Raw genomic sequence first — 21,635 nt, 5'->3', positions numbered from 1 at the left:
CTGATATGCTCGCCGGCGGAATTTCACTTATATCGCTAGTGATCTGGCGGTTATTCTCAAATACGCACCTGGGGAGACGCTGTGAGTAAACTGACCCATCTTGATGACAAAGGTGAAGCCCGCATGGTGGACGTTACGGATAAAGCCGTAACGGAACGCGAAGCGCGCGCAGAAGCAACTATCCATATGGCGGCTGAAACCCTGCGGATGATCACGGACGGTGAGCATCCGAAAGGCGATGTGCTGGCGGTGGCGCGTATTGCCGGAATTATGGCCGCCAAGCGAACCCACGATTTGATTCCCTTGTGCCACGCTTTGAACCTCACCTCTGTGAAAGTTGAGCTCACCCCTGGGGCGGATGGTGCGTCAGTGCATATACTGACGCGCTGCAAGCTTTCAGGCCAGACGGGTGTCGAAATGGAAGCTCTGACGGCGGCCAGTGTTGCTGCGCTGACGCTGTACGATATGTGCAAGGCTGTTGATAAGGGTATGGAGATCAGCGCCGTGCGCCTGCTGGAGAAAAAAGGCGGACGCAGTGGGCATTGGGTTGCGGGTAACCAATAAGGCGTGATCTGCATGGTAACTGGGCTCGTAAATACCGCCTGATAGCTCACCCATGTTAGAATCCGGACCCCGATTTACTGAACCACGAGGAAACACTGTGGCTGTTCGTTACATCCAGACCTGCCGACTTCCGACCCCGTTTGGGGTGTTCGATATGCACGGTTTTGAAGAGCTGGACACCGGAAAGGAGCACGTTGCACTGACTCTGGGGTCGCTTGAAAGTGACGAACCCATGTTGGCACGCACACACTCGGAATGCCTGACCGGCGACGCCCTGTACAGTATGCGCTGTGACTGCGGCTACCAGCTTGAAGAAGCGTTACGAAGCATTGCCCGTGAGGGGCGCGGCATTCTGATGTATCTGCGCCAGGAAGGTCGTGGTATCGGGTTGCTCAACAAGATCCGGGCTTACCACCTGCAGGATCAGGGGGCTGATACCGTAGAGGCCAATGAGCGCCTTGGATTTGCGGCTGACCTGCGCGATTACAGCATGTGTAAAGACATGCTGGAGCATCTCGGCATCAAAAGCCTGCGCCTGATGACGAACAACCCTCGCAAGGTTAAAGCTCTGACGTCCTATGGCATCGAGATTGTGGAGCGTGTGCCACTGCATGTCGGGCGTAACCCTCATAATGAGCACTACCTGGACACCAAGCAGAGCAAACTCGGGCATTGGCTGGAAACCCATCAGGACGATGATCCTGCGATATAAATGCAGCACTGAGAGCCGATGTTAATATTAAAAAAGCCCGCCTGAGCGGGCTTTTTGTATACTGGTTTGGCGACAGGTCTATTTCACTGCTTTAAGTCTCTGGTGTTGCAACCGCTCCATGCGGGCACTTATTGCAGCGAATATGCCCTGAGCATCCAGCCCGCAGTCTTTCAGCAGTTCTTCGTGCTTGCCATGATCAATGAAAGTGTCGGGGAGCCCCAGGTGTAGCACTGGCATGGAAACCTCCTGGCTGTTCAGGAATTCGGTAACAGAACTGCCTGCGCCCCCGGCTATGACATTTTCTTCCAGTGTGACCAGTAGTTCGTGTTGCTCTGCGAGCTCGAGAACCAGAGCTTCGTCCAGTGGCTTTACGAAACGCATGTCGACCACCGTTGCGCCCAATTTTTCTGCGGCTTCCAGGGCCGGGCTTAGCAAGGTTCCAAAGTTGAGAATGGCGACGTCATTGCCGTCACGGATCTTTCGTCCCTTGCCGATTTCCAGGCGGGTAAGTGCTTTCTGGATCACCGCCCCTGGTCCGGTTCCCCTGGGATAACGAACAGCTGCGGGCCCCTCAAACAGCATGCCGGTATGAAGCAGTTGGCGAGTTTCATTTTCATCGGACGGCGTCATCAACACCATGTTCGGGATACAACGCAGATAGCTGATATCAAAAGCCCCTGCGTGAGTCGGGCCGTCCTCGCCAACCAGGCCAGCCCGGTCGATCGCAAACAACACATCAAGGTTCTGGATAGCGACATCGTGTATCAGCTGGTCGTACGCACGCTGCAAAAATGTCGAATAAATTGCAACCACTGGCTTGCAGCCATCGCAGGCAAGGCCTGCGGCAAGCGTTACGGCGTGCTGTTCGGCAATGGCAACATCAAAATAGCGGTCCGGAAAGCGCCTGGAGAATTCCAGCAGATCTGAACCTTCGCACATGGCGGGCGTTATGCCGTTTACCCGTTCGTCCTGTTCCGCGGCATCACACAACCACTGCCCGAACACGTTCGCGTATTTCTGCTTCGCGGGCTTGGGTTTGAGCGGCTCAGGTTTGCTTGGAGGCACCGGCTCAATCTTGTTGATGGCGTGGTAGCCGATGGGGTCTGCTTCGGCCGGCGCGAAGCCCTTGCCTTTGGTGGTCACCACATGAAGGAACTGCGGCCCTTCCAGCTCACGGATGTTTTCCAGGGTCTCGATCAGTAAGGGCAGGTCGTGGCCGTCGATGGGGCCGATATAATTGAAACCCAGCTCTTCAAACAGGGTGCCTGGTACGATCATACCTTTGAAATGTTCTTCAGTTTTCTTTGCCAGTGCCATCAGGTTGGGCGCGCCCTGGAGGACCTTTTTGCTGCTGTCACGAACCTGGTTGTAGGTGCGACTTGAAAGCAGCTTGGCGAAATAGTTAGACAGGCCACCGACATTGTGTGAAATCGACATGTCGTTATCGTTCAGGACCACCAACATATCAGCATGCAGGTGCCCTGCGTGATTCAGTGCCTCAAAGGCCATGCCTGCCGTCATGGCGCCATCACCAATAACGGCAATGCTCTTGCGACCGGTTTTCTGCTGTTGGGCGGCAACGGCCATGCCCAGAGCTGCGCTGATTGAGGTGCTGGAATGACCTACACCGAAGGTGTCATAGGCGCTTTCAGACCGTTTAGGGAAGCCGGCCAGGCCGTTTTTTCGGCGGATGCTACCCATTTGTTCACGGCGGCCCGTCAGGATTTTATGTGGGTAAGCCTGGTGGCCAACATCCCATACAAGGCGGTCTTCGGGTGTGTTGAAGACATAGTGCAGGGCTACGGTGAGCTCGAGCACGCCAAGCCCCGCGCCGAAATGGCCGCCAGTCTGCCCGACAGTCCATAATAAAAACGCGCGCAGTTCTCTGGCGAACTGAACAAGCTGTTCAGCCGGCAACTCCCGCAATTGGGCGGGCACGTCAACCCTGTCCAGCAAGGGCGTATTTGGCCGCTGTGACGGGATTTCCTTGAAAATATAAGTGTCCTGCATCTACTCGGGTCTTTTCCGGAATGTTCGGTAACTGGCTGCCATTATAGGGGAACAGGGGTGCCTGTTTCACACATGTCGGGCCATATGTTACGAAATTGTACTTGCTCAGTGTGCGCCTTCGCGGCGCCTGATTTCAACGAAAGGCTCACCGAGAGGCGCAATGTTGATTTAAGAAGCGTACTCAATGAGTTCTGGCTACCACATAATCTGCCATAGCCCTCAGGGGGTCGGCTTCCGGGCCGAAATCCTGCAGGCTCTCAAGCGCGTTGCTGAGCAGTGAGGCAAGATGCTTCCGTGTTCCTGCAAGTCCGAGCAGGGCGGGGTACGTCGGTTTTGCGCGGGCAATATCGGAGCCCTGGGGTTTGCCGATGGTTTCTGTGTCTCCCTCAATATCCAAGAGATCATCCTGAACCTGAAATGCCAACCCGAGCGCTTTGGCATAACGCGTCAGGGAATTCAGTGAGTGTTCACTGATGCCGGGCACGGTCAATGCTCCGATTCGCACGCTGGCTTCAATGAGCGCCCCGGTTTTGTGTCGGTGCATGGTTTCGAGCTGTGCCAGTGTCAGGCTTTTGCCCACGGATTCCAGATCAATCGCCTGGCCGCCTACCATGCCGCTATGTCCGCTTGCGCGGGCCAGTTCCTGAATCATGGCGAGCCGCGCTGATACCTCAATGCCGGGAGCCTCTGCCAACCATTCAAATGCCAGTGCCTGCAGGGCGTCGCCCGCCAGGATTGCCGTAGCCTCATCAAAGGCAATATGTGCCGTCGGCCGACCACGACGCAACTCGTCGTTGTCCATCGCCGGGAGATCGTCGTGCACAAGCGAATAGGCATGGATCAGCTCTATTGCGCAGGCTGGAACCAATGCTGCATCAGGGTTTTGGCCGAGGGCATTCGCGGCAGCAATGGCCAATGCCGGGCGGATGCGCTTGCCTCCGCCAAGTACGCTGTAACGCATTGCTGCCTGCAACTGCTCAGACACGGAGCCGGATTTTATGCGGCGATCCAGTTCGTCGTCTACGCGGCTGCGGCAGGCTTCCAGAAAATCCATGGTCGGCGACCTCCCGTTATGCATCAGTCGGCATCGCCCGGCGAAAGTGGACGGGTTTCAAGGGTGCCATCGTCGTTTTGCACCAATTGCTCAACCCTTTGTTCAGCGCTCTTGAGCGCCTGCTGACATGCGCGGGTCAGCTTCACGCCCCGCTCGAAGGCTGACAGCGATTGCTCGAGGGACAGCTCTCCCTGTTCCAGGTTGCGTACCAACGTTTCCAGCTCATCGAGAGACTTCTCAAAGTCGGCAATGGATGTGGCGTCTTGTTGACCGGCCATCGGCGGCCCTCCGATCGGGTGAACGAATTTCGCGGAGTATATCAGAGGCTGAGCGCTATCGCTGCCAGTGGAATTCCCGGTGCTCTTCCGGGCGGCCTTCTGGTCCCCAGCTCTGCTCGGTAACGCGAACTTCGCCAATATGGGAGACGCTGACGACTGTGGTGGCTCGTGTGCCGTATTCAGCACCGGTTATGAAAGGCGACGAAAGAAAGCGTTCAGTGTCAAGATTTATGCCGGTATCGGGTAGCAAGTGATCCGGCGCCGGTGTTGTATCCTTCAGCAGCCGGGCAAGGTCTGTGTGCAAGTCCCGGGCATGATTTCCTGCCGACTTTATGGTTCGGCCTACGGCTTCCCGGAGGCGCAGCAGTTTCGGCCAGGGCGTTTGAAGCAGGTGATTGCTCAGGCCATATATTCCGCGATGAATGGCTCGACCGGGGTGTGCATCCCGATTGCTGAAGTACCAGCCGCCCGCTTCGCCGAGGCTGACAAGGTTGAAGCCGGCGTACCGGGCAGCTGTGTTTTCCAGGCTTCCCTGCAACTGCGATTCAGCTTCAATGAGCGCCCGTAAGGGCAACTCGCCACGGCTTGCCTGGCCGGCTTCTGGGGTGCCTTCGCGAACATTGGTTACTGCAGCCACCCGGCCTTCCGGGGAAACTGCCAGCCAGGTTCCCCCGGACTGGAGGTCCCTGCCGGCCAGAATCCGTTCGCCGGATTCCGTTTCCCACCAGTCGAGAGGCGCTGTGGGTCTCCGGAAAAATTCATCCCGGTTGGCGGCAACCACCAGGGGGAAACGGGCGCTTTGGCCAATAGAAAATGCGATCAGACACATGCCAGGTTGTTCTCCGGATCTAAGGGGGTATTCCTGGGTGATGAAGTTCTTGCTGGTGTGTATCATACCAGCCTTATTTTCCCGTATGTGTGAGCACTTATGTCCCTGTTATCCGTGTTTCTGATTTATATGGTGCTGGGAGCCTTTGCCGGAACCCTTGCGGGCCTCTTTGGCATTGGTGGCGGCCTTATTATTGTGCCGGTGCTGATTTTCAGCTTCGGGGCGCAGGGCTTCAGCCCTGAGATTGCTGCCCATTTGGCTGTGGGCACCTCACTGGCAACCATCGTATTCACCTCCTTCAGCTCTATCCGCTCGCACCAGAAACACAGTGCAATTCGTTGGGACATCTTTCGCCCTATGACTGTTGGTATAGTGCTTGGCGCCCTTGTGGGGGCCTGGACTGCGTCACTACTCAGTGGCCCAGCCCTGGAACTGATCATTGGAATATTTGTCATCCTCGTGGGTTTCAAGATGCTACTCGATGTAAACCCCTCTCCGGGCAGAGACGTGCCGGGGAGTTCAGGCCTTGGTGCGGCCGGTGCAGGAATAGGCTGGGCCTCCGCTATTTTCGGAATAGGCGGCGGTACACTGACGGTACCCTACCTGAACTGGTGTAATGTGCGGATGCAGCAGGCTGTGGGCACCTCTGCCGCATGCGGGTTGCCTATTGCCATTGCGGGCACCCTCGGGAACGCCTGGACGGGTTGGGGTGAGTCCGCTGTTCCGGAATACAGCCTTGGTTTCATCTATTTGCCGGCTCTGGTAGGTATTATTCTCACCAGCGTTCTGTTCGCACGTGTCGGCGCTAACCTGGCGCATCGACTGAACGCCAAAGTGCTAAAGCGGGTGTTTGCCATCATGCTTTTGCTGGTTGGCCTTCGTTTTCTTCTAAGCTGAGAGGTTATTGATGCTTCAGCATCCACAGATAGACCCGGTCGCCATTGCCATCGGGCCATTAAAAATTCATTGGTATGGGCTGACTTACCTCGTAGGCTTTGTTGCCGGCTGGTGGCTGGGCCGCCTGCGTGCTCGCAAACCGGGGTCTCCGATTACAGAGGAGCAGATGGGCGACCTTCTGTTTTACCTGGCGCTCGGCGTTATTCTGGGCGGGCGTTTTGGCTATGTTATTTTCTATAACTTCAGTGTTTTTCTGGCCGACCCCATGTGGCTCCTACGAGTATGGGAGGGTGGTATGTCTTTCCACGGCGGGCTGCTTGGCGTCATGCTCGCCATGTGGTTGTACGGGCGCAAAATTGGCACCGGGTTCTGGCGGCTCGCGGATTTCGTCGCACCTCTGGTACCGGTAGGCCTGGGGGCCGGGCGGATTGGTAACTTTATCAACGGCGAACTGTGGGGCAAGCCGACGGATCTGCCCTGGGGCATGGTGTTCCGCCAGGCGCCGGATGCGTTGGCTCGACATCCATCCCAGCTTTACCAGTTTGCCCTGGAAGGTGTGCTGTTCTTTGTCATCCTCTGGTGGTTTTCTGCCAAGCCACGGCCGCGAATGGCGGTGTCAGGGCTGTTCCTGATTTGCTACGGAATCTTCCGTTTTCTGGTGGAGTTTGTGCGGCAGCCAGACGCCCAGTTGGGCTATCTGGCGTTTGACTGGCTCACCATGGGGCAGGTACTTTCCTTTCCGATGGTGCTTGCAGGCGCAGCCCTGATGTTTATTGCTTATCGGAGAAACGCGGAATGAAAGCCTATCTCGATCTCATGAAAGACGTAGTGGATAACGGATTCGACAAGGGCGACCGCACCGGTGTCGGCACCCGCTCTGTTTTCGGGCGGCAGATTCGTTTTAATCTTCAAAACGGCTTTCCTCTGGTAACCACGAAGAAAGTACACTTGCGCAGCATTATCTACGAGCTGCTCTGGTTTCTGAAAGGCTCAACGGACAACAACTGGCTGAAAGAGCGAAAGGTTTCGATCTGGAACGAATGGGCGCTGGAAAACGGTGACCTTGGCCCTATCTACGGCAAACAATGGCGTAGCTGGCAGTGCCCTGATGGCCGCGTGGTGGACCAGATCAGCGAAGTCATTGATCAGATCCGCAACAAGCCAAACTCCCGGCGCCTGATCGTTTCTGCCTGGAACCCGGCGGAACTGCCGGACGAATCTGTTGGTCCCCAGGAAAATGCCCGGGAAGGGCGCATGGCGCTGGCTCCTTGCCATTGTCTGTTCCAGTTCTACGTGCTCGACGGAAAACTCTCATGCCAGCTTTACCAGCGCAGCGCTGACCTGTTTCTGGGGGTACCGTTCAATATTGCCTCCTACGCCTTGCTGACCCACATGATCGCCCAGCAGTGTGACCTGGAAGTTGGCGAGTTTGTGCATACCTTTGGCGACTGTCATCTCTATCAAAATCACCTCACCGATGACATCGTTTTCGAACAGCTCAAGCGTGAGCCGAAGGCGCTCCCTGAACTCGTGATCAAGCGCAAACCAGACTCAATATTTGATTACGAACTGGAAGACTTCGAATTCGAGGGCTACGACCCTTATCCAGGCATTAAAGCGCCCATAGCAATATAAACCTGGCAAGCTTCGCGCGACGTTTGATCGCAAGGGTGCGAAACGGCTCGCCAAAAATGTGCGGAGCCATGGATGGCGGAGCCAAGCGTACACGGACGTATTCACAGCGGTTTTTGGAGAGCCGTTTTGCATCCTTGCAGCCCCGAAGCCCAAAGCAAAAAGCCCCGAGTCAAAGGAACCAGCATGCGTAAAGCCCTCATAGTAGCCATGTCCCGAAATCGGGTAATCGGAAAAAACAACAACCTGCCCTGGCATCTCCCGGGCGATCTCAAATACTTCAAGCAAGCCACCATGGGCAAGCCCATCATCATGGGCAGGAAAACCTGGGACTCCATTGGCAGACCCTTGCCGGGCCGGATGAATCTGGTTATTTCCCGGAATGCGGATCGTGAAGCGCCCGCAGGAACGGTTACCGCCAAATCACTGAAAGAGGCTTTGATAAAGGCAGAAGCACAGGCTGAGCTGGAAGGTGGTGACGAAGTAATGATTATCGGGGGAGGGCAAATCTACGCAGAAGCGCTACCCATGGTAGATCGTATTTACATTACGCAGGTGCATGCCGAGGTGGATGGCGATGCGTATTTTCCGGAAGTGAACTGGGATGAGTGGGAAGAGATCGGACGGGAGGATTTCTCCGCGTCCGATAACAATCCTTACGACTACAGCTTCGTCGTCTATCAGCGCTTGGCGTCTGACTGACGGGGAGGCCGCTTACCGCCCGGCTTGCCACCTTTGCCCGGTGGTTTGCCGCGGGCACCTGAGCCACCTGGGCCGCCGCGCCCTTTGTATCCACCTTTAGGCGGTCCCTTACGGTACTCGCCCGGGCGGCCGCCCTTGCGATCACGACGGGGAGGTGCTGTTGCAGACACAACGGGCAGGGCTTCCGGCTGTTCAAGCGGGAAAGTGCCTGGCTGAAGCGCTTCCATCCAACAGGCCAGGGCGCCGGCAACCATGGCGATATCCATCTCGTTGCGCTCAGCGATATCGTCAAGCAATGCCATAGACTTCGCAAGCTTCTTGTCTTCAGCAAAACCAAGCAGTTGGCTTTCGAACTGCTCTTCGCGCATTTTCTTCAGTTCAACTGGCGACGGCAGCTCGTAAGCTTCCATTGGCGAGTTAGTGGCGCGCTCAAGCGTGCGAAGCCAGCTCCGCTCACGGGGAGTAACCAGCAGAATCGCTTTACCAGTGCGCCCGGCACGGCCGGTACGCCCAACCCGGTGGATGTAGGCTTCAGTGTCGTAGGGCACATCGTAGTTAATGACGTGAGTAATTCTTGGTACGTCCAGACCACGCGCCGCTACGTCTGTGGCCACGATGATATCTTTTTTGCCACGCTTCAGATCTTCAACCGTCTGCTCACGCTGGCGTTGATTCAGATCACCGTTCAGCGGGGCGACAGCATGTCCGCGAGCGCTCAATTTTTCAGCCAGCAGTGTGGTTTCGGCCTTGGTTCGAACGAAGATAATCGACGCTTCGAAAGGCTCTACTTCCAGAATACGGGTGAGGGCATCCAGCTTGCGCTCTGCGTATACCGGGAGAACAAACTGCGAAATGCGCTCAACTGTGCGGGTTTCGCTTTCGATCTTTACTTCGGTCGCATCGCTCAGGTAGGTCCTGGCGACCTTCTTGATTTGCGGTGGCATGGTGGCCGAGAAAAGCGCGCGCTGACAATTTTCCGGCGTTTTGGCCAGTATGGCTTCTACGTCGTCAATGAAACCCATGCGGAGCATTTCGTCAGCTTCGTCGAGAACCAGCGCTTTCAGATTGCCCAGCTTCAGTGTGCCTTTGCGAAGATGGTCCAGCATACGGCCGGGCGTGCCGACAATAACCTGGGCACCGCGTTTAAGGCCTTTGATCTGGGGGTAAAAGTCTTGCCCACCATAAATTGGCAGTACATGGAAGTGCTTGAACTTGGCGGCGTAGGAGGTAAACGCTTCTGCCACCTGAATGGCCAGCTCCCGTGTGGGGGCTAGAACCAGAATCTGTGGTTCACTTACGGATGCATCAATACGGCTCAGCAACGGTAAAGCGAAGGCGGCGGTTTTACCCGTGCCGGTCTGGGCGACGCCCAGTAAGTGTTTGCCAGCGAGCAGCGCGGGAATGCACTGGGCCTGGATGGGCGTCGGGGTTTCATAGCCAATAGCGGATACAGCTTCAAGTACGGCTGGATCAAGCCCCAGTTCGGCGAAGGACAATTCAGACATTGATTTACTCGGAATTCGGGAGGTAGAGCATTGCCGGGCAATGCATTATGTGAACATATTATAAACGCTTTTTGACGGTTTTAATACGTAAAATCGAATCCAGTCTGTAGGTAGTTGCCGGAGCACCGGGATTGCGTTGTGCCCGTAATTTCGGCAATCTCCTGTTTTACTGATAGGTTGCTAATAGGAACGCGCTATGACCTTTGATGAACTGATTGCCGCTGGCCGTGCCAGCAACGAGTTGGTGATGCCTGCGACCTGGTCTCAAGGGCGAGCGACCTTTGGCGGCTTGGTGACTGGTCTGTTGTTCGACCGTATGGAGCGAACGGTTGCTGATAACAGGCCTGTACGGTCCATGCACGTGTCGTTTATAGGGCCGGTAGAAGCAGAGGTTCCCGCGGTTTTCGATACACAGATTCTGCGCGAGGGCGGCTCGGTCAGCCAGGTGGAAGGGCGGATTATCCAGAATGGGGAACCGCGGTTAATCTGTATTGGAGCATTTGCAGGCGACCGGGAATCGGTTGTGCGCATCGATGGAATGCCAGCTCCGGAGGTTAAACCAGTGGATCAGTGCCAGGGGCTTCCGTATATCGAAGGTGTCACTCCGGGATTTATCGGGTACATAGATATGCGCTGGGCATACGGAACTATGCCGTTTACGGGTGGAAGTGGGCGTGAAATGGGTGGCTGGATGCGGTTCAGGGACGTGCCCGAGGTTATGACCGATGCGCATATTGTTGCACTTATCGACGCCTGGCCAGCGCCGGTTCTTCAGCACTTCAAGTCCCAGGTGCCCGCCAGTTCATTGTCCTGGGCGTTCGATATTATTCACCCAAGGCCGGCCCTGAAGCCAGATGACTGGCTATTGTACAAGGCGACAATTGAGCAGGCAGGAGACGGCTATTGTCATTTCAATGCCGGAATCTGGACACCCAGGGGTGAGTTGCTGGCGATCAGTCGCCAGACCGCGACCGTCTTTGGCTAGGGGTATCTGAGACATTGAAAAGAAATGGCGGCTCAGGCCGCCATTTCAGCTTTTAACGCATCAATAATGATTCGGGCGAAGTCTGCGGGGGAGTCTTCCTGCAGGAAGTGTCCGCCGCGCAGGGTGATATGAGGCTGGCCGAGGGCGCCTGGAATGCGGCGCTGCATGTAGCGGTCCCCGCCACGGGTGATCGGGTCGCCGCTGCTGAAACAGGTAATAAAGGGCTTTCGCCAGTTTTCCAGGACTTTCCATGCGGCCTTGTTTGCGCTACTTGCCGGGTCGCCAGGCGATATTGGCACCAGCTTCGGGAATGCCCGCGCGCCTGCTTTGTACTCAGCCGAGGGGAAGGGCGCCTCGTAGGCTGCCAGTTCATGTTTGCTCAATGTTCGCTCGGTGCCAAACTGTACGATGCGGCCAACCGGAAACCAGGGGCTGTGGGTAGCGAAAGCCTTCCATAGGCTGAACGCAGCAGGTGCCGAGGTTTCGCCGGTTGGCAGCATGCCATTCCCGACTATGATCCGTTGAAAGCGGTCTGGAAGTTCCGCCGCAAGCCGCAAGCCCAGAAGTGAGCCCCAGTTCTGACAGACCAGAGTGATGTTTTTTAGGTCCAGAGCTTCAAGCCAGTGTGTCAGCCATGTCATGTGGCGATCGTAACTGTAATCGTCGATGGATGCCGGTTTGTCCGACTTCCCGAAGCCAATGAGGTCTGGTGCCAGTACACGGTGCCCGGCCTCGGCTACCAATGGAATCATGTGACGGTACAGGTATGACCAGGACGGCTCTCCATGGAGCATCAGAACGGGGGATGCTGCGGCTGGGCCTTCGTCGACATAGTGCATCCTGAGGCCTGACTCAACATCGAGATAATGAGGGAGAAAAGGGTAGTCCGGAAGACCTGAAAAACGGTCTTCGTCGGTTCTCAGAATACGCATGCCATCGACTGTCCTGACTGATTGGTTGCGTGCTCAGGATAAATCAGTTGGCGGTTTCCTGTGTTTGTATTGCGTAACAGAGCGTTGCGGCTTTGAATCAGGCCTTGCCAGGGTCGACTTTGGGTCGCCGGTTTGAGCGCTTGTCTTCCCAGTCAAGGTTTTTTGGATCGTACCAGCCAATAGCTCTGAGCACCTTCTCTCGGGTCGTCGCGGAAAGGGTTGGCCAGAGTTCCTGGAAGTCGTCCAGTCCCTGCTCGCGAAAACGCTGCTGCTTGCTTTGGAGCCGATTAAGAATTCGGGGCAGCTGCAGCGCCTCGCCGAGCTGCCCCGGAACCAGAACCTCCTGGCCCATTACCTTTCGGCGATGCGTTCTGGCAGCCAGCACCCGTCGTAGTTCCGCCGCAGCGTCCAGAGCAGTTTCCGTAGTAAAGGTTTCCTGTTCCAATACCATGACCTGTCTAATTGCTGATCAACAACCTTCCACTATAACCTGAAGCATGCACCAGTGGCCATTTGGTCGTGTTAGGCTAATGCGAGTCTGAACTTCACTGGGATAAACGGAATTATGTACGCAAAACTTGAGACACGAACCTTTCTTGCCTTGCTGGTTGGAGTATCTGTGGCTTTCGTGTTTCTTATGAAGCCCTTTTTCGGACCGATCTTCTGGGCGATTGCGATTGCACTGATTTTTCATCCGTTCCAGATGCTTCTCGTGCGCCGGCTTGGAGAGCGGCCAAACGTGAATGCGTTGATTACCTTGACTGTATGTATGTTGATTGTGGTCATTCCTGTATTAGTGCTGATCACATCCCTTGCGGCCGAAGGGCTGGGAATCTATCAGCAGATTCAGGAAGGAGAGATAAAGCCCGGCGAGTATATTGATCAGGTGAACAAGTCTTTCCCTGCTATCCAGTCGCTTCTGGCGCAATTTGATATCAGCTTCAGTGAAATCCGCGACCGGGTTGTCAGCCTGTTCGTGGGCGGTAGCCAGTTTCTTGCCAAGCAGGCACTTGGCGTCGGCCAGAACACATTCCAGTTTTTCCTCGGGCTGGCTCTTATGGTGTACCTGGCGTTCTTCTTGCTGCGTGACGGCAGCGCATTGGTAGATTTGCTGATCCGTGCGCTTCCGCTGGGGGATGAACGTGAGCGCCTGTTGTTTGCCAAGTTTGCGGAAGTAACCCGTGCAACGGTGAAAGGCAACCTGCTCATCGCCATTATCCAGGGGGCTTTGGGGGGCATTATTTTCTGGATTCTGGGTATTGGCGGGGCTTTGCTGTGGGGGGTGGTGATGGCCATATTCTCACTTTTACCTGCCGTGGGCGCTGCATTGGTTTGGGTGCCAGCTGCTATTTATCTGGCCGCTGTGGGTGATATTGTTCAGGCCGTTGTGCTCACAATATTCGGAGTCGTCGTGATAGGGCTTGCGGATAATGTGTTGCGCCCGATTCTGGTCGGGCGTGATACAAAACTTCCTGATTACATAGTGTTGCTTTCCACTCTGGGCGGTCTTGCGATGTTTGGCATTAATGGTTTTGTGATGGGGCCGCTTGTCGCCGCGCTGTTTATGGCCTTCTGGGGAATTTTTATCCGGGAGTTCAGCGAAGAGTCCCAGAGAGCTGCGGATCACGACCGTGATGTAGATTAAAGCGACAGGATACAAAAGTATGTTAGGCTTTTGCCGTTCGCCCCAGCCTGTGGAGATGGGCTCCACATAACAAGAAAGAAACGGATATCGCTGAGATATCAGGAGTAAAACAGGTGAGTATCATGAAAAACGCGACCATCCGCATGGGCCGCCTTGCGCTCACAGCCGCTACAGCAGCTATGTTGTTTTTCGCACCCGCTGCCTTCGCTGACGAGACAGTATCGCTCAAGAATGCCTTATACGGCGCCGGGTACGATGTCACTAACGTTAATTCAACAATGGATGATGCCACCCGGTCTGAGTTGTCCCGTTTTCAGAAAGACAATGGGCTTCAGGCGAGCGGGATTCTGGATGAGGCAACCAAAAAGGCTCTGGGAATGATCAGCGTGCAGGTGGCGGCCGCTGGTAATACTTCCAGCCCGGTTGAATCCAAGCCTGCAGCAGTCAGCAAGCCCGAGCCTGTTGAAGAAGATGCCATTGAGGAAGAAGACGACGGTGGCTGGTCCCTGTTCTAAACCAGGTAATACAAAAAAGCTCGCGCAGGTCATCTGCGCGAGCTTTTTTGTTTAAGAGCCCGAATTAGCCGAGTTTTTCCAGGTCTCTGACTGCGCCCTTGTCAGCGCTGGTTGCCAGAAGAGCGTACGCTTTCAACGCCGCCGACACGGCTCGCGGTCTGGGCAGTTCGGGCTTCCAGCCTTGGGCATCTCGCGCTTCACGACGGCGATCCAGTTCCTGTTCGTCCAGTAGGACATTAATGGAGCGTTGCGGAATATCGATGCGGATAGGATCACCGGTTTCGATAAGCCCTATTGCGCCGCCGGCTGCAGCCTCGGGCGACGCGTGGCCGATGGAGAGGCCCGAGGTACCGCCAGAAAAACGTCCGTCAGTCAAAAGTGCGCACTCTTTACCCAACCCTTTGGATTTAAGGTAGCTGGTGGGGTAGAGCATTTCCTGCATACCAGGGCCGCCTTTGGGTCCCTCGTATCGGATAATAACCACTTCACCGGGTTTGACTTCGTCAGCGAGAATGCCGGCAACGGCGGAGTCCTGGCTTTCAAATACCCGGGCTTTGCCTTCGAAAACATAGATGCTTTCATCGACGCCTGCGGTTTTTACCACGCAGCCGTCTACGGCAATGTTGCCGTAGAGGACGGCAAGGCCGCCTTCTGAGCTATAGGCGTGCTCAACGGAACGAATGCAGCCTGTCTCTCGGTCGCCATCCAGGCTTGGCCAGCGTGTGCTTTGGCTGAAGGCGGTCTGGGTCGGGATGCCGGCGGGGCCAGCTTTGTAAAACTCGACAACCTCCGGAGGCGGAGAACGCATGATATCCCAGGTTTCCAGCGCTTCTTTCATGGTCTTGCTGTGAACTGTGGGCAGATCGGTGTTGATGAGGCCTCCACGTTCAAGCTCACCCAGGATTCCCATAATGCCGCCGGCGCGATGTACATCTTCCATGTGGTATTTGGGTGAGTTCGGGGCCACTTTGCAAAGTTGTGGAACCCTTCTGGAAAGCTGGTCAATCTCGTTCAGAGTGAACGGAACACCGCCTTCCTGCGCAGCTGCCAGCAGGTGAAGGATGGTGTTGGTGGATCCGCCCATGGCGATATCCATAATCATTGCATTCTCGAACGCCGCCATGGAGGCAATGCTCCTGGGTAGGACGCTGGCGTCGTTCTGTTCGTAATAGCGCTTTGTATTCTCCACAATCTGGCGTCCGGCTTTCAGGAACAGCTGTTCCCGGTCGGCGTGGGTTGCCAGCATTGAGCCATTGCCGGGCAGCGCCAGGCCGATGGCTTCAGCCAGACAGTTCATGGAGTTTGCAGTAAACATGCCGGAGCATGAGCCGCAGGTCGGGCAGGCGCTGCGCTCGTACTCTGCGACAGCTTCATCGTTGGCAGTCGGATCTGCGGCTATGACCATGGCATCCACCAGGTCCAGTTTGTGCTCAGATAACTTGGTCTTCCCGGCTTCCATGGGGCCGCCTGAGACAAAAATTGCGGGAATGTTCAGGCGCATGGCAGCCATTAACATCCCTGGGGTGATTTTGTCGCAGTTGGAAATGCATACCAGCGCGTCAGCGCAGTGAGCATTCGCCATGTACTCAACGGAGTCCGCGATAATCTCGCGCGAAGGCAGAGAGTAGAGCATGCCGTCATGGCCCATGGCGATACCATCGTCCACTGCAATGGTATTGAATTCCTTGGCTACACCACCTGCAGCCTCAATTTCGCGGCAGACAAGTTGTCCCAGGTCTTTAAGGTGAACGTGCCCGGGTACAAACTGGGTGAAGGAATTGACAACGGCGATAATCGGCTTGCCGAAATCATTGTCTTTCATACCGGTGGCGCGCCAGAGGGCGCGGGCGCCGGCCATATTGCGGCCTGCGGTAGAAGTCCGCGAACGATACTGAGGCATGGTGCTCTGATCTCTCTTGGTGGATGCTTGGTTGTAACTTTAATGAAGAGATAAAGGATACCAGATTAGACACCCTGCGCATGGTTGTTTTGCTGCGCCATGGTTACAATAGCTTACAGACATCATGAATTAACTCCCGCCTTGAGCTTACTAAGGAGAATGCCTATGGCTAGCCAGGAGAGCTTGCCGCTACGTCGTCTGAAAGAGTTTCAGCCACTGAACCGGTTGACTGATGACCAGTTGGTATTGCTAGCCAGCCGAGCCGAGCGCCGATCTCACGGGCCGGGCCAGCGAGTATTGGAGCGCGGTGTGCGTGATGGTCTGGACTATTTTCTGGTTACCGGGAAAGTAGAGCTTGAATCGGTTGATGGCCGCAAAACGGTTGTTGAAGCCGAAACCGAAAAGGCGCTGAACCCCATTGCCAGGCTGCAGCCACGAATGTATGAGGTGACTGCGGTAAAGCCCTGTGAGTTCCTGGTAATAGAGCAGGATGTTCTCAACCAGCTGCTGCGAGCTGCTCCGGTTGCCCAGGTTGAGATGGATTCGGGGGAGAGCAGTGATAGCGGAGAGAGTGAAGAACACCATCTTTTGATGGAGTTCTACGCCGAGCTGCGCTCGAACCAGCTCAAGCTGCCTAGCGTCCCGGATGTTGCCTGGAAAGTGCGGCGCACCGTCGATAAAGAAGACTCAACGGCAGACCAGGTTGCCACCGCTGTATCAGCTGACCCCGCCATAGCGGCGAAACTGGTTCGTGCCTGTAACAGCCCCCTTTATCGCGGGTTCAGCGATGTGCGCAATGTGCGTGAGGCGGTTATACGCCTGGGCATGAGAACAACGCGGCAGCTTGTTACGGTATTCTCCATGCGAGAGGTGTTCAAAAGCCGCCAACCCTCTTTGCAGCACGAAATGGAAAAGCTGTGGCGACATTCCCGTGAAGTCGCAGCCTTGTGCTGGGTACTGGCAGATCATGCCACGCGGCTCAACCCGGAAGAGGCGCTGTTGGCGGGCCTGCTTCACGATATCGGTGTGGTGCCAATTCTGGTTCAGGCAGAGCACCATGTAAATCTGTTTGCCGACGACGCGAACTTGCAGAATGCGGTCAGCGAGCTCCGGGCAGATGTAGGTACAGCGATTATGGAAAGCTGGTCTTTCCCGCCCGCCTTTATCGATGCCGTTCGGCATGCGGAAGACTGGGATTACGAGAGTCGGGAGGAGGAGCCACAACTGGTGGACGTCGTGATCGTGGCCCAGCTTCATGCCATGATAGGTTCGAGCCAGAACGCAGGCTTACCGCCGTTCGACAAGGTGCCGGCTTATCGCAGGTTGGGCGATCTTGAATTGAACGCATCCCGCAGCCTTGAACTTCTGACCGAAGCGCGTGCGCGGGTCAATGAGGTTCAACAATTGCTGTCGATTCGATGACAGTTCCTATTTTTCCTCTCAATTCAGTTGTACTGCCAGGCGGCAGAATTCCGCTTCAGCTGTTCGAGCCTCGCTACATCGATATGCTGACCCGTTGCCTGAAGGATGATCAGGGCTTTGTTATAACCCTGCTGCGTGATGGCGCAGAAACCGGGCGCGTGGCGTCTTTTTACGATATCGGCACTTATGTGCGCATTATTGATTTTCAGCAGTTGGAGAACGGGCTGTTAGGGATCACGGTAGAAGGTGAAGCCAAGGTCGCTATCACGCAAAGTTGGCGCCAGGATGACGGGTTGAATCTTGGTGAGATGGAGTTTCTGCCGGTAGAGTCCTCTGGGGATATTCCTTCCGTTTTTCATGAGCTGCCATCCGTTTTGCGCGCACTTTTCCGGCATCCGGTTATTCAGGAGCTGGGTATGAGCGTTGATTATGCAGAGGCGCGAGATGTCAGCTGGCGGCTGACTGAGCTGCTACCCCTGGACAAGCAGGAAAAGCAGCATCTGCTTGAGATGCAGGATCCTCTGGCCCGTTTGAGTCGGCTGCAGGAATTGCTGGAAGCGCTCGAAGAGGGCTGAGGAAATCAGGAAGCTGGCGTGTAATGCTGTATGGCATCCGGCCACATGAGCCAGATGTAGTAGCCGCTGAACGTCAGCCAGGCTATTGCCGCCAGAAAAGTCAAAATATCCGGAGCTATGGGAACCCGGTCAAACCGGCTGAAACTGGCCCTTGTTGCGCCGGTGATTGCCAAGCCCAGTAACAATCCCCCGACGATATCACTGAACCAGTGCACCCCCAGATAAAGCCGACTGAGGGCTACCGGAATCAGTGGTAACGATAACATGATGTATGTCTGCCAGCGCTTGCGGTTGCGAGCTTCGGCTGCCACAAAGCTGGCCAGTAGCGTTACGAGCACCGTAGTGCCTGTGGTATGGCCGCTGGGAAACGAGCCGGAAAAGGGTGGGTTGATAACCTGATCTGGACGCACAATGCCAATGGCAGATTTCAGGCCCCACACCAGCACGGTAGCCGTAACAGCAGCCAGCAGTATATGAACGGCGGCTGCGTAGTGCCCACGAAATACCAGTACCAGGCAAGCCAGCACGGCTGCCGCGAAAAGCACCGGTGAGTCGCCCATGAGGGTGGCAACGATTGCTGGGGCATCAAAGAGTGGCCGGCGTAAATCGCTGAACCATTGTAGTGCCAGCTGATCGAACGGCGTAATCAGGTCTGTCATGGCTGTGAGCTGCCCCCAGACAACCAGCAGGGCAATGGAGCCGAACGCCAGCATCAGCGAGGCTAACGGAAACTCACCCTCATGTGCCGGGCGCTCATTGGTGTAAAGGCGCCAGAAACGGTGGGTTGTTTCATACTGGGCCATTTGCCGCTGTAGCCATAGATAACACCTGCCATCTTCAGCGAGTCCCAGCTGAAAGCGAAAAAGTATGACGTAGATTGTCGCCAGAATCGCAAGACTGATACCAGTAACCAGGTAAAAATGCGGAGGTGGCTGAATTTCGCTCGCCAATGCGCTACCCACCAGAAACCCCGGCAGAATATAAACCGGTGCCCAGCCAAGGGCTGACGCTATATTGAATGCAAGGAAACGGCGCCAGGGCATCAGAAGCGCGCCAGCGATGAGTGGGATTATCGGTCGGACAGGCCCGACAAAGCGCCCGATAATGACGCTTTTGCCGCCGTGACTTCGGAAAAAGCGCTCACCTTTTCTGATCAGTTCGGGGTGGCGGCTCAAAGGCCACACGTTTGTCAGCCGGCCCTGAAAAAGCCTGCCGATCGCAAAGCTTGTTGCATCTCCTGCGACCGCGCCCATTCCGGCCCACATTAGTGCAGTCATCAGAGGCATGCCGATCTGCGCAGCCAGTGCGGCAATGGCGAACAACAGTGCGACACCTGGAACGATAATGCCTGCAACTGCCAGGGATTCAACAAATGCGGTGCTGAACAGCGCTAGCGACAACCATCCCGGGTTGGCACTTAGCCACGCGGTAAGATCCGTAAGCCAGACGCTGTTCATGAACGAAGCGTTTCTCCCGGACTGTACCAGGCAGTGTCAGCCCCGCGCCTGCGGGCTTCGAGCATGGCCTGGTGTGCGCGGTTGCGCAGAGTATCCGTGCGAGTGTCACTGCTGCCGCGGGTTGTGCAGCCCAGGCTGACAGTGGCTTTGCCGATCACAGGCCAATGATGTTCCGAGATGGTGCGCCTTATGCGTTCTGAAATTACCCGAACGCCTTCTTCGGGTGTAAATGGAAGAATCAGGAAGAATTCCGAATCATTCAGTGTGTACAGGGTGTCGCCTGCCCGGATCACGTCGAACAGGTGCTGGGTCATATTGTAAAACAGCCCCTGTATACCCGGCTGTCCGTGAAGGTCAGCCGCCTCGTCGGCGTGATCTATGGTCAGGTTGATGACTGATAGGCTGTGACCGGTGGCAATGGCCCGGCTGATTTCTTTTTGTAGCGTTTCATCAAGAAAGCGAGCGTTGTGCGCGCCCGTAACCGGGTCGGTAATAGCAAGGTCTTCAGCCGACTGCGCCATATGGTCGTAATGCCATATATAAAGGGCTGCGACCGTCAGGACAATGAGCAGACCGCTAATCGCCGTCAAAGCGTCGGCGGGAGCCTGCTTTACAAAGAGCACAATGGCCATTGGGGCAAGCAAAAGCAGAGACAGCATAAGCGCCTGGCGGAGCGGCAGTATCAGCAGATTGAGCACAAGTAGCGGCATGGCCCAGTGGGAGATGCCCGGGCTGTTCATGGTTAACATGGCCGCCAGAAGCCCACTGTTCAGACCTGAGAGAATAACCAGGTGGCCGGGCGCGGAGAGTTGGTGTCGGCGGCTAAGAAAAGTATAGGCAACGCCCGCGAGCGTCAGGGCTGCCATGCCCGCTGCCAGATAAAACAGTTCGTAAAAGCCATAGCGCAGGTTTTGTAGTGCCAGAGTAAAGATAAACAGGCTGGCAAGGCCGTAGCCAATGCTGTGTGTCCAGGTTCTCAGCCGGGTTTCTGTCATGGCGCAGATCCTTCCGCACGTGTCTGGTTGTTGTTGGGTGCCCAGGTGCTATAGGCCTGAGATCGGTTGCCGCCCTGTTGCTGTGCACGACGTAGCGCGTTTGCTGCGCTCTGATGCAGGCTGTTTGCATCATCGCCGATATTGAGCCCGGCAATGCCGGTGCTGACGGTCAAGTTCATGCCGTGAGTTTCGAGCAGCTTACCAAGCCCTTTGCGGATCGTTTCTGCCTGTGTGATGGCCTCATGGGTGGCTACGCCCGGTAGTATCACCAGAAATTGCAGATCTGCCGCCCGGTAGTAGGTGTCGAAATCCCGTATCTGAGAGTGCAGGAAGCGGCCGATTCGCGGAAGAATCGAGCGGATATCCTCGTCCGGATCATTGTCGCTGGCATGGGCGTCGAGACCAATCATGATGATGGACATGTCCGTTCCCTCGCGTTCGCTGCGCTGGATTTCCTTGTGCAGGTCTGCAGAAAGGTATTCGCGGCTGGCGGCCTGCGTGAGTTCATCTGTTCTCCTCAAAGGTGCCAGCTGGCGAGTTTTGTATTCGCGCAGAAAGATCAGCAGGGCAGAAAGTAGAATGGTTAGAAGAAAAGCGCTGATCATCTGGTGGCGATCAGCGATGCCTTCGGCCCAGTGTGCCGCGGCCATTGCAAGAACGACCATGATCACCGTTACCAGGGTGGCAATTCCCCTGGGGACCAGCGCAAATGCAATCAATACAAGGGCATAAAGCCAGTGACTGAGTGCCCAGGGGCCAGTCCAGAAACTCATCATCAGTAGTAGTATCAGGGTCGCAAAAAACAGTTTCTGAACGGTTGGCCAGGGGCTGGCTGCGCGCCCCGGATGGAAACTGCGCCCACTGATGATTATTCCCGCGGCAGCTGCAGCACATGCCGCGGTAAGCGGCTCTCCAAGTAAGGCGCACGCAACAGCCACGGCCACAAAAAATGCAAGGCTGGCGCGTGATAGCCGGCTGAGCAAAAACTTTTCGGCCTTCTGGGCCATGGTATTCGTCCTTTTCCGG

Annotated in this window: 22 protein-coding genes; 11 read left to right on the top strand and 11 right to left on the bottom strand. The window is 55.9% G+C overall.

The features are described from left to right. The first annotated feature begins 81 nt into the window (after positions 1-81). Positions 82-564 carry a cyclic pyranopterin monophosphate synthase MoaC gene (gene moaC, locus Q4501_RS03685; protein WP_303594243.1) on the top strand — a complete coding sequence of 161 codons (483 nt, stop codon included), beginning with the start codon at positions 82-84 and terminating at the stop codon, positions 562-564. 97 nt (positions 565-661) lie between these two features. Next, positions 662-1,276 (top strand): GTP cyclohydrolase II, encoded by a 615-nt coding sequence (gene ribA, locus Q4501_RS03680; protein ID WP_303594242.1) that lies wholly within the window; start codon positions 662-664, stop codon positions 1,274-1,276. Positions 1,277-1,354: 78 nt separating this feature from the next. Here the strand turns inward: ribA and dxs are convergent, their stop codons facing one another. The 4 genes from dxs to Q4501_RS03660 form a co-directional block, all read right to left on the bottom strand. Beyond that, on the bottom strand, positions 1,355-3,286 hold the full coding sequence (dxs, locus tag Q4501_RS03675) for a 1-deoxy-D-xylulose-5-phosphate synthase (RefSeq protein WP_303594240.1): 1,932 nt from the start codon (positions 3,284-3,286) through the stop codon (positions 1,355-1,357). 181 nt (positions 3,287-3,467) lie between these two features. Next, the gene (gene ispA / locus Q4501_RS03670) at positions 3,468-4,340 is read right to left on the bottom strand and encodes a (2E,6E)-farnesyl diphosphate synthase (RefSeq protein WP_303594238.1); all 873 of its coding nucleotides are present in this window, start codon (positions 4,338-4,340) and stop codon (positions 3,468-3,470) included. Positions 4,341-4,363: 23 nt separating this feature from the next. Then, positions 4,364-4,618, bottom strand: coding sequence for an exodeoxyribonuclease VII small subunit (locus tag Q4501_RS03665; protein WP_303594236.1), 255 nt, complete (start codon positions 4,616-4,618; stop codon positions 4,364-4,366). A gap of 55 nt (positions 4,619-4,673) precedes the next feature. After that, positions 4,674-5,447, bottom strand: a complete 774-nt coding sequence (locus tag Q4501_RS03660; protein WP_303594360.1) for an NRDE family protein — start codon at positions 5,445-5,447, stop codon at positions 4,674-4,676. A gap of 99 nt (positions 5,448-5,546) precedes the next feature. On the opposite strand from Q4501_RS03660, the gene Q4501_RS03655 reads away from it, so the two are divergent. From Q4501_RS03655 to Q4501_RS03640, 4 genes are all read left to right on the top strand, one after another. Beyond that, positions 5,547-6,344, top strand: coding sequence for a sulfite exporter TauE/SafE family protein (locus Q4501_RS03655; RefSeq protein ID WP_303594234.1), 798 nt, complete (start codon positions 5,547-5,549; stop codon positions 6,342-6,344). Positions 6,345-6,354: 10 nt separating this feature from the next. After that, positions 6,355-7,143: a prolipoprotein diacylglyceryl transferase gene (lgt, locus tag Q4501_RS03650; protein WP_303594233.1), complete on the top strand. Its 789-nt coding sequence runs from the start codon at positions 6,355-6,357 to the stop codon at positions 7,141-7,143. After that, positions 7,140-7,979: a thymidylate synthase gene (locus tag Q4501_RS03645; protein WP_303594231.1), complete on the top strand. Its 840-nt coding sequence runs from the start codon at positions 7,140-7,142 to the stop codon at positions 7,977-7,979. The genes lgt and Q4501_RS03645 overlap by 4 nt, the downstream gene beginning before the upstream one ends. A 183-nt stretch (positions 7,980-8,162) precedes the next feature. After that, complete coding sequence (locus Q4501_RS03640) at positions 8,163-8,678, top strand: dihydrofolate reductase (protein WP_303594229.1); 516 nt, start codon at positions 8,163-8,165, stop codon at positions 8,676-8,678. On the opposite strand, the gene Q4501_RS03635 is transcribed toward Q4501_RS03640, so the two are convergent. Beyond that, a complete protein-coding gene (locus tag Q4501_RS03635; RefSeq protein WP_303594228.1) occupies positions 8,657-10,183 on the bottom strand; it encodes a DEAD/DEAH box helicase in 1,527 nt (508 codons plus the stop codon). The two genes, Q4501_RS03640 and Q4501_RS03635, sit on opposite strands and share 22 nt — an antisense overlap. 196 nt (positions 10,184-10,379) lie before the next feature. On the opposite strand from Q4501_RS03635, the gene Q4501_RS03630 reads away from it, so the two are divergent. Continuing rightward, positions 10,380-11,168: an acyl-CoA thioesterase II gene (locus Q4501_RS03630; protein WP_303594227.1), complete on the top strand. Its 789-nt coding sequence runs from the start codon at positions 10,380-10,382 to the stop codon at positions 11,166-11,168. Between the two features lie 32 nt (positions 11,169-11,200). Here Q4501_RS03630 and Q4501_RS03625 read toward each other — a convergent pair whose 3' ends face one another. Both Q4501_RS03625 and Q4501_RS03620 read right to left on the bottom strand, forming a co-directional pair. Further along, the gene (locus Q4501_RS03625) at positions 11,201-12,100 is read right to left on the bottom strand and encodes a haloalkane dehalogenase (RefSeq protein ID WP_303594226.1); all 900 of its coding nucleotides are present in this window, start codon (positions 12,098-12,100) and stop codon (positions 11,201-11,203) included. 97 nt (positions 12,101-12,197) lie between these two features. Beyond that, positions 12,198-12,551: a hypothetical protein gene (locus Q4501_RS03620; protein WP_303594225.1), complete on the bottom strand. Its 354-nt coding sequence runs from the start codon at positions 12,549-12,551 to the stop codon at positions 12,198-12,200. Between the two features lie 114 nt (positions 12,552-12,665). Between Q4501_RS03620 and Q4501_RS03615 the strand changes: the two genes are divergently transcribed. Then, positions 12,666-13,745, top strand: a complete 1,080-nt coding sequence (locus Q4501_RS03615) for an AI-2E family transporter (protein WP_303594223.1) — start codon at positions 12,666-12,668, stop codon at positions 13,743-13,745. 122 nt (positions 13,746-13,867) lie between these two features. After that, positions 13,868-14,260: a peptidoglycan-binding domain-containing protein gene (locus Q4501_RS03610; RefSeq protein WP_303594222.1), complete on the top strand. Its 393-nt coding sequence runs from the start codon at positions 13,868-13,870 to the stop codon at positions 14,258-14,260. Positions 14,261-14,324: 64 nt separating this feature from the next. On the opposite strand, the gene ilvD is transcribed toward Q4501_RS03610, so the two are convergent. Further along, a complete protein-coding gene (gene ilvD / locus Q4501_RS03605) occupies positions 14,325-16,160 on the bottom strand; it encodes a dihydroxy-acid dehydratase (protein WP_303594221.1) in 1,836 nt (611 codons plus the stop codon). A gap of 165 nt (positions 16,161-16,325) precedes the next feature. Here ilvD and Q4501_RS03600 point away from each other — a divergent pair, with 165 nt between their 5' ends. Beyond that, on the top strand, positions 16,326-17,582 hold the full coding sequence (locus Q4501_RS03600; protein WP_303594219.1) for an HDOD domain-containing protein: 1,257 nt from the start codon (positions 16,326-16,328) through the stop codon (positions 17,580-17,582). After that, complete coding sequence (locus Q4501_RS03595; RefSeq protein ID WP_303594217.1) at positions 17,579-18,157, top strand: LON peptidase substrate-binding domain-containing protein; 579 nt, start codon at positions 17,579-17,581, stop codon at positions 18,155-18,157. Before Q4501_RS03600 ends, Q4501_RS03595 begins: the two co-directional genes overlap by 4 nt. Before the next feature lie 5 nt (positions 18,158-18,162). On the opposite strand, the gene Q4501_RS03590 is transcribed toward Q4501_RS03595, so the two are convergent. The 3 genes from Q4501_RS03590 to Q4501_RS03580 are packed head-to-tail and all read right to left on the bottom strand — an operon-like array spanning position 18,163 to position 21,616. Next, positions 18,163-19,614: a bifunctional DedA family/phosphatase PAP2 family protein gene (locus Q4501_RS03590; protein ID WP_303594215.1), complete on the bottom strand. Its 1,452-nt coding sequence runs from the start codon at positions 19,612-19,614 to the stop codon at positions 18,163-18,165. Then, entirely contained in the window at positions 19,611-20,609 is a 999-nt protein-coding gene (locus Q4501_RS03585; protein ID WP_303594214.1) for a GGDEF domain-containing protein, read from the bottom strand. Before Q4501_RS03585 ends, Q4501_RS03590 begins: the two co-directional genes overlap by 4 nt. After that, positions 20,606-21,616 (bottom strand): GGDEF domain-containing protein, encoded by a 1,011-nt coding sequence (locus tag Q4501_RS03580; protein ID WP_303594213.1) that lies wholly within the window; start codon positions 21,614-21,616, stop codon positions 20,606-20,608. Before Q4501_RS03580 ends, Q4501_RS03585 begins: the two co-directional genes overlap by 4 nt. Positions 21,617-21,635 lie beyond the last annotated feature (19 nt).

Origin of the sequence: Marinobacter sp. 2_MG-2023, assembly GCF_030546935.1 — a bacterium.
GTDB lineage: Bacteria > Pseudomonadota > Gammaproteobacteria > Pseudomonadales > Oleiphilaceae > Marinobacter.
This window is presented reverse-complemented; position numbering and strand designations above follow the sequence as displayed.

What these genes read in the sequence shown, in the direction of transcription:
- Q4501_RS03645 (WP_303594231.1), top strand. Translation starts at nt 7,140, where the DNA reads ATGAAAGCCTATCTCGATCTCATGAAAGACGTAGTGGATAACGGATTC.
- Q4501_RS03600 (WP_303594219.1), top strand. Translation starts at nt 16,326, where the DNA reads ATGGCTAGCCAGGAGAGCTTGCCGCTACGTCGTCTGAAAGAGTTTCAG.
- Q4501_RS03595 (WP_303594217.1), top strand. Translation starts at nt 17,579, where the DNA reads ATGACAGTTCCTATTTTTCCTCTCAATTCAGTTGTACTGCCAGGCGGC.
- Q4501_RS03655 (WP_303594234.1), top strand. Translation starts at nt 5,547, where the DNA reads ATGTCCCTGTTATCCGTGTTTCTGATTTATATGGTGCTGGGAGCCTTT.
- Q4501_RS03630 (WP_303594227.1), top strand. Translation starts at nt 10,380, where the DNA reads ATGACCTTTGATGAACTGATTGCCGCTGGCCGTGCCAGCAACGAGTTG.
- Q4501_RS03625 (WP_303594226.1), bottom strand. Translation starts at nt 12,100, where the DNA reads ATGCGTATTCTGAGAACCGACGAAGACCGTTTTTCAGGTCTTCCGGAC.
- Q4501_RS03635 (WP_303594228.1), bottom strand. Translation starts at nt 10,183, where the DNA reads ATGTCTGAATTGTCCTTCGCCGAACTGGGGCTTGATCCAGCCGTACTT.
- dxs (WP_303594240.1), bottom strand. Translation starts at nt 3,286, where the DNA reads ATGCAGGACACTTATATTTTCAAGGAAATCCCGTCACAGCGGCCAAAT.
- Q4501_RS03580 (WP_303594213.1), bottom strand. Translation starts at nt 21,616, where the DNA reads ATGGCCCAGAAGGCCGAAAAGTTTTTGCTCAGCCGGCTATCACGCGCC.
- ilvD (WP_303594221.1), bottom strand. Translation starts at nt 16,160, where the DNA reads ATGCCTCAGTATCGTTCGCGGACTTCTACCGCAGGCCGCAATATGGCC.
- ispA (WP_303594238.1), bottom strand. Translation starts at nt 4,340, where the DNA reads ATGGATTTTCTGGAAGCCTGCCGCAGCCGCGTAGACGACGAACTGGAT.
- Q4501_RS03640 (WP_303594229.1), top strand. Translation starts at nt 8,163, where the DNA reads ATGCGTAAAGCCCTCATAGTAGCCATGTCCCGAAATCGGGTAATCGGA.
- Q4501_RS03615 (WP_303594223.1), top strand. Translation starts at nt 12,666, where the DNA reads ATGTACGCAAAACTTGAGACACGAACCTTTCTTGCCTTGCTGGTTGGA.
- Q4501_RS03665 (WP_303594236.1), bottom strand. Translation starts at nt 4,618, where the DNA reads ATGGCCGGTCAACAAGACGCCACATCCATTGCCGACTTTGAGAAGTCT.
- Q4501_RS03660 (WP_303594360.1), bottom strand. Translation starts at nt 5,447, where the DNA reads ATGTGTCTGATCGCATTTTCTATTGGCCAAAGCGCCCGTTTCCCCCTG.
- lgt (WP_303594233.1), top strand. Translation starts at nt 6,355, where the DNA reads ATGCTTCAGCATCCACAGATAGACCCGGTCGCCATTGCCATCGGGCCA.
- Q4501_RS03590 (WP_303594215.1), bottom strand. Translation starts at nt 19,614, where the DNA reads ATGAACAGCGTCTGGCTTACGGATCTTACCGCGTGGCTAAGTGCCAAC.
- Q4501_RS03610 (WP_303594222.1), top strand. Translation starts at nt 13,868, where the DNA reads ATGAAAAACGCGACCATCCGCATGGGCCGCCTTGCGCTCACAGCCGCT.
- Q4501_RS03585 (WP_303594214.1), bottom strand. Translation starts at nt 20,609, where the DNA reads ATGACAGAAACCCGGCTGAGAACCTGGACACACAGCATTGGCTACGGC.
- Q4501_RS03620 (WP_303594225.1), bottom strand. Translation starts at nt 12,551, where the DNA reads ATGGTATTGGAACAGGAAACCTTTACTACGGAAACTGCTCTGGACGCT.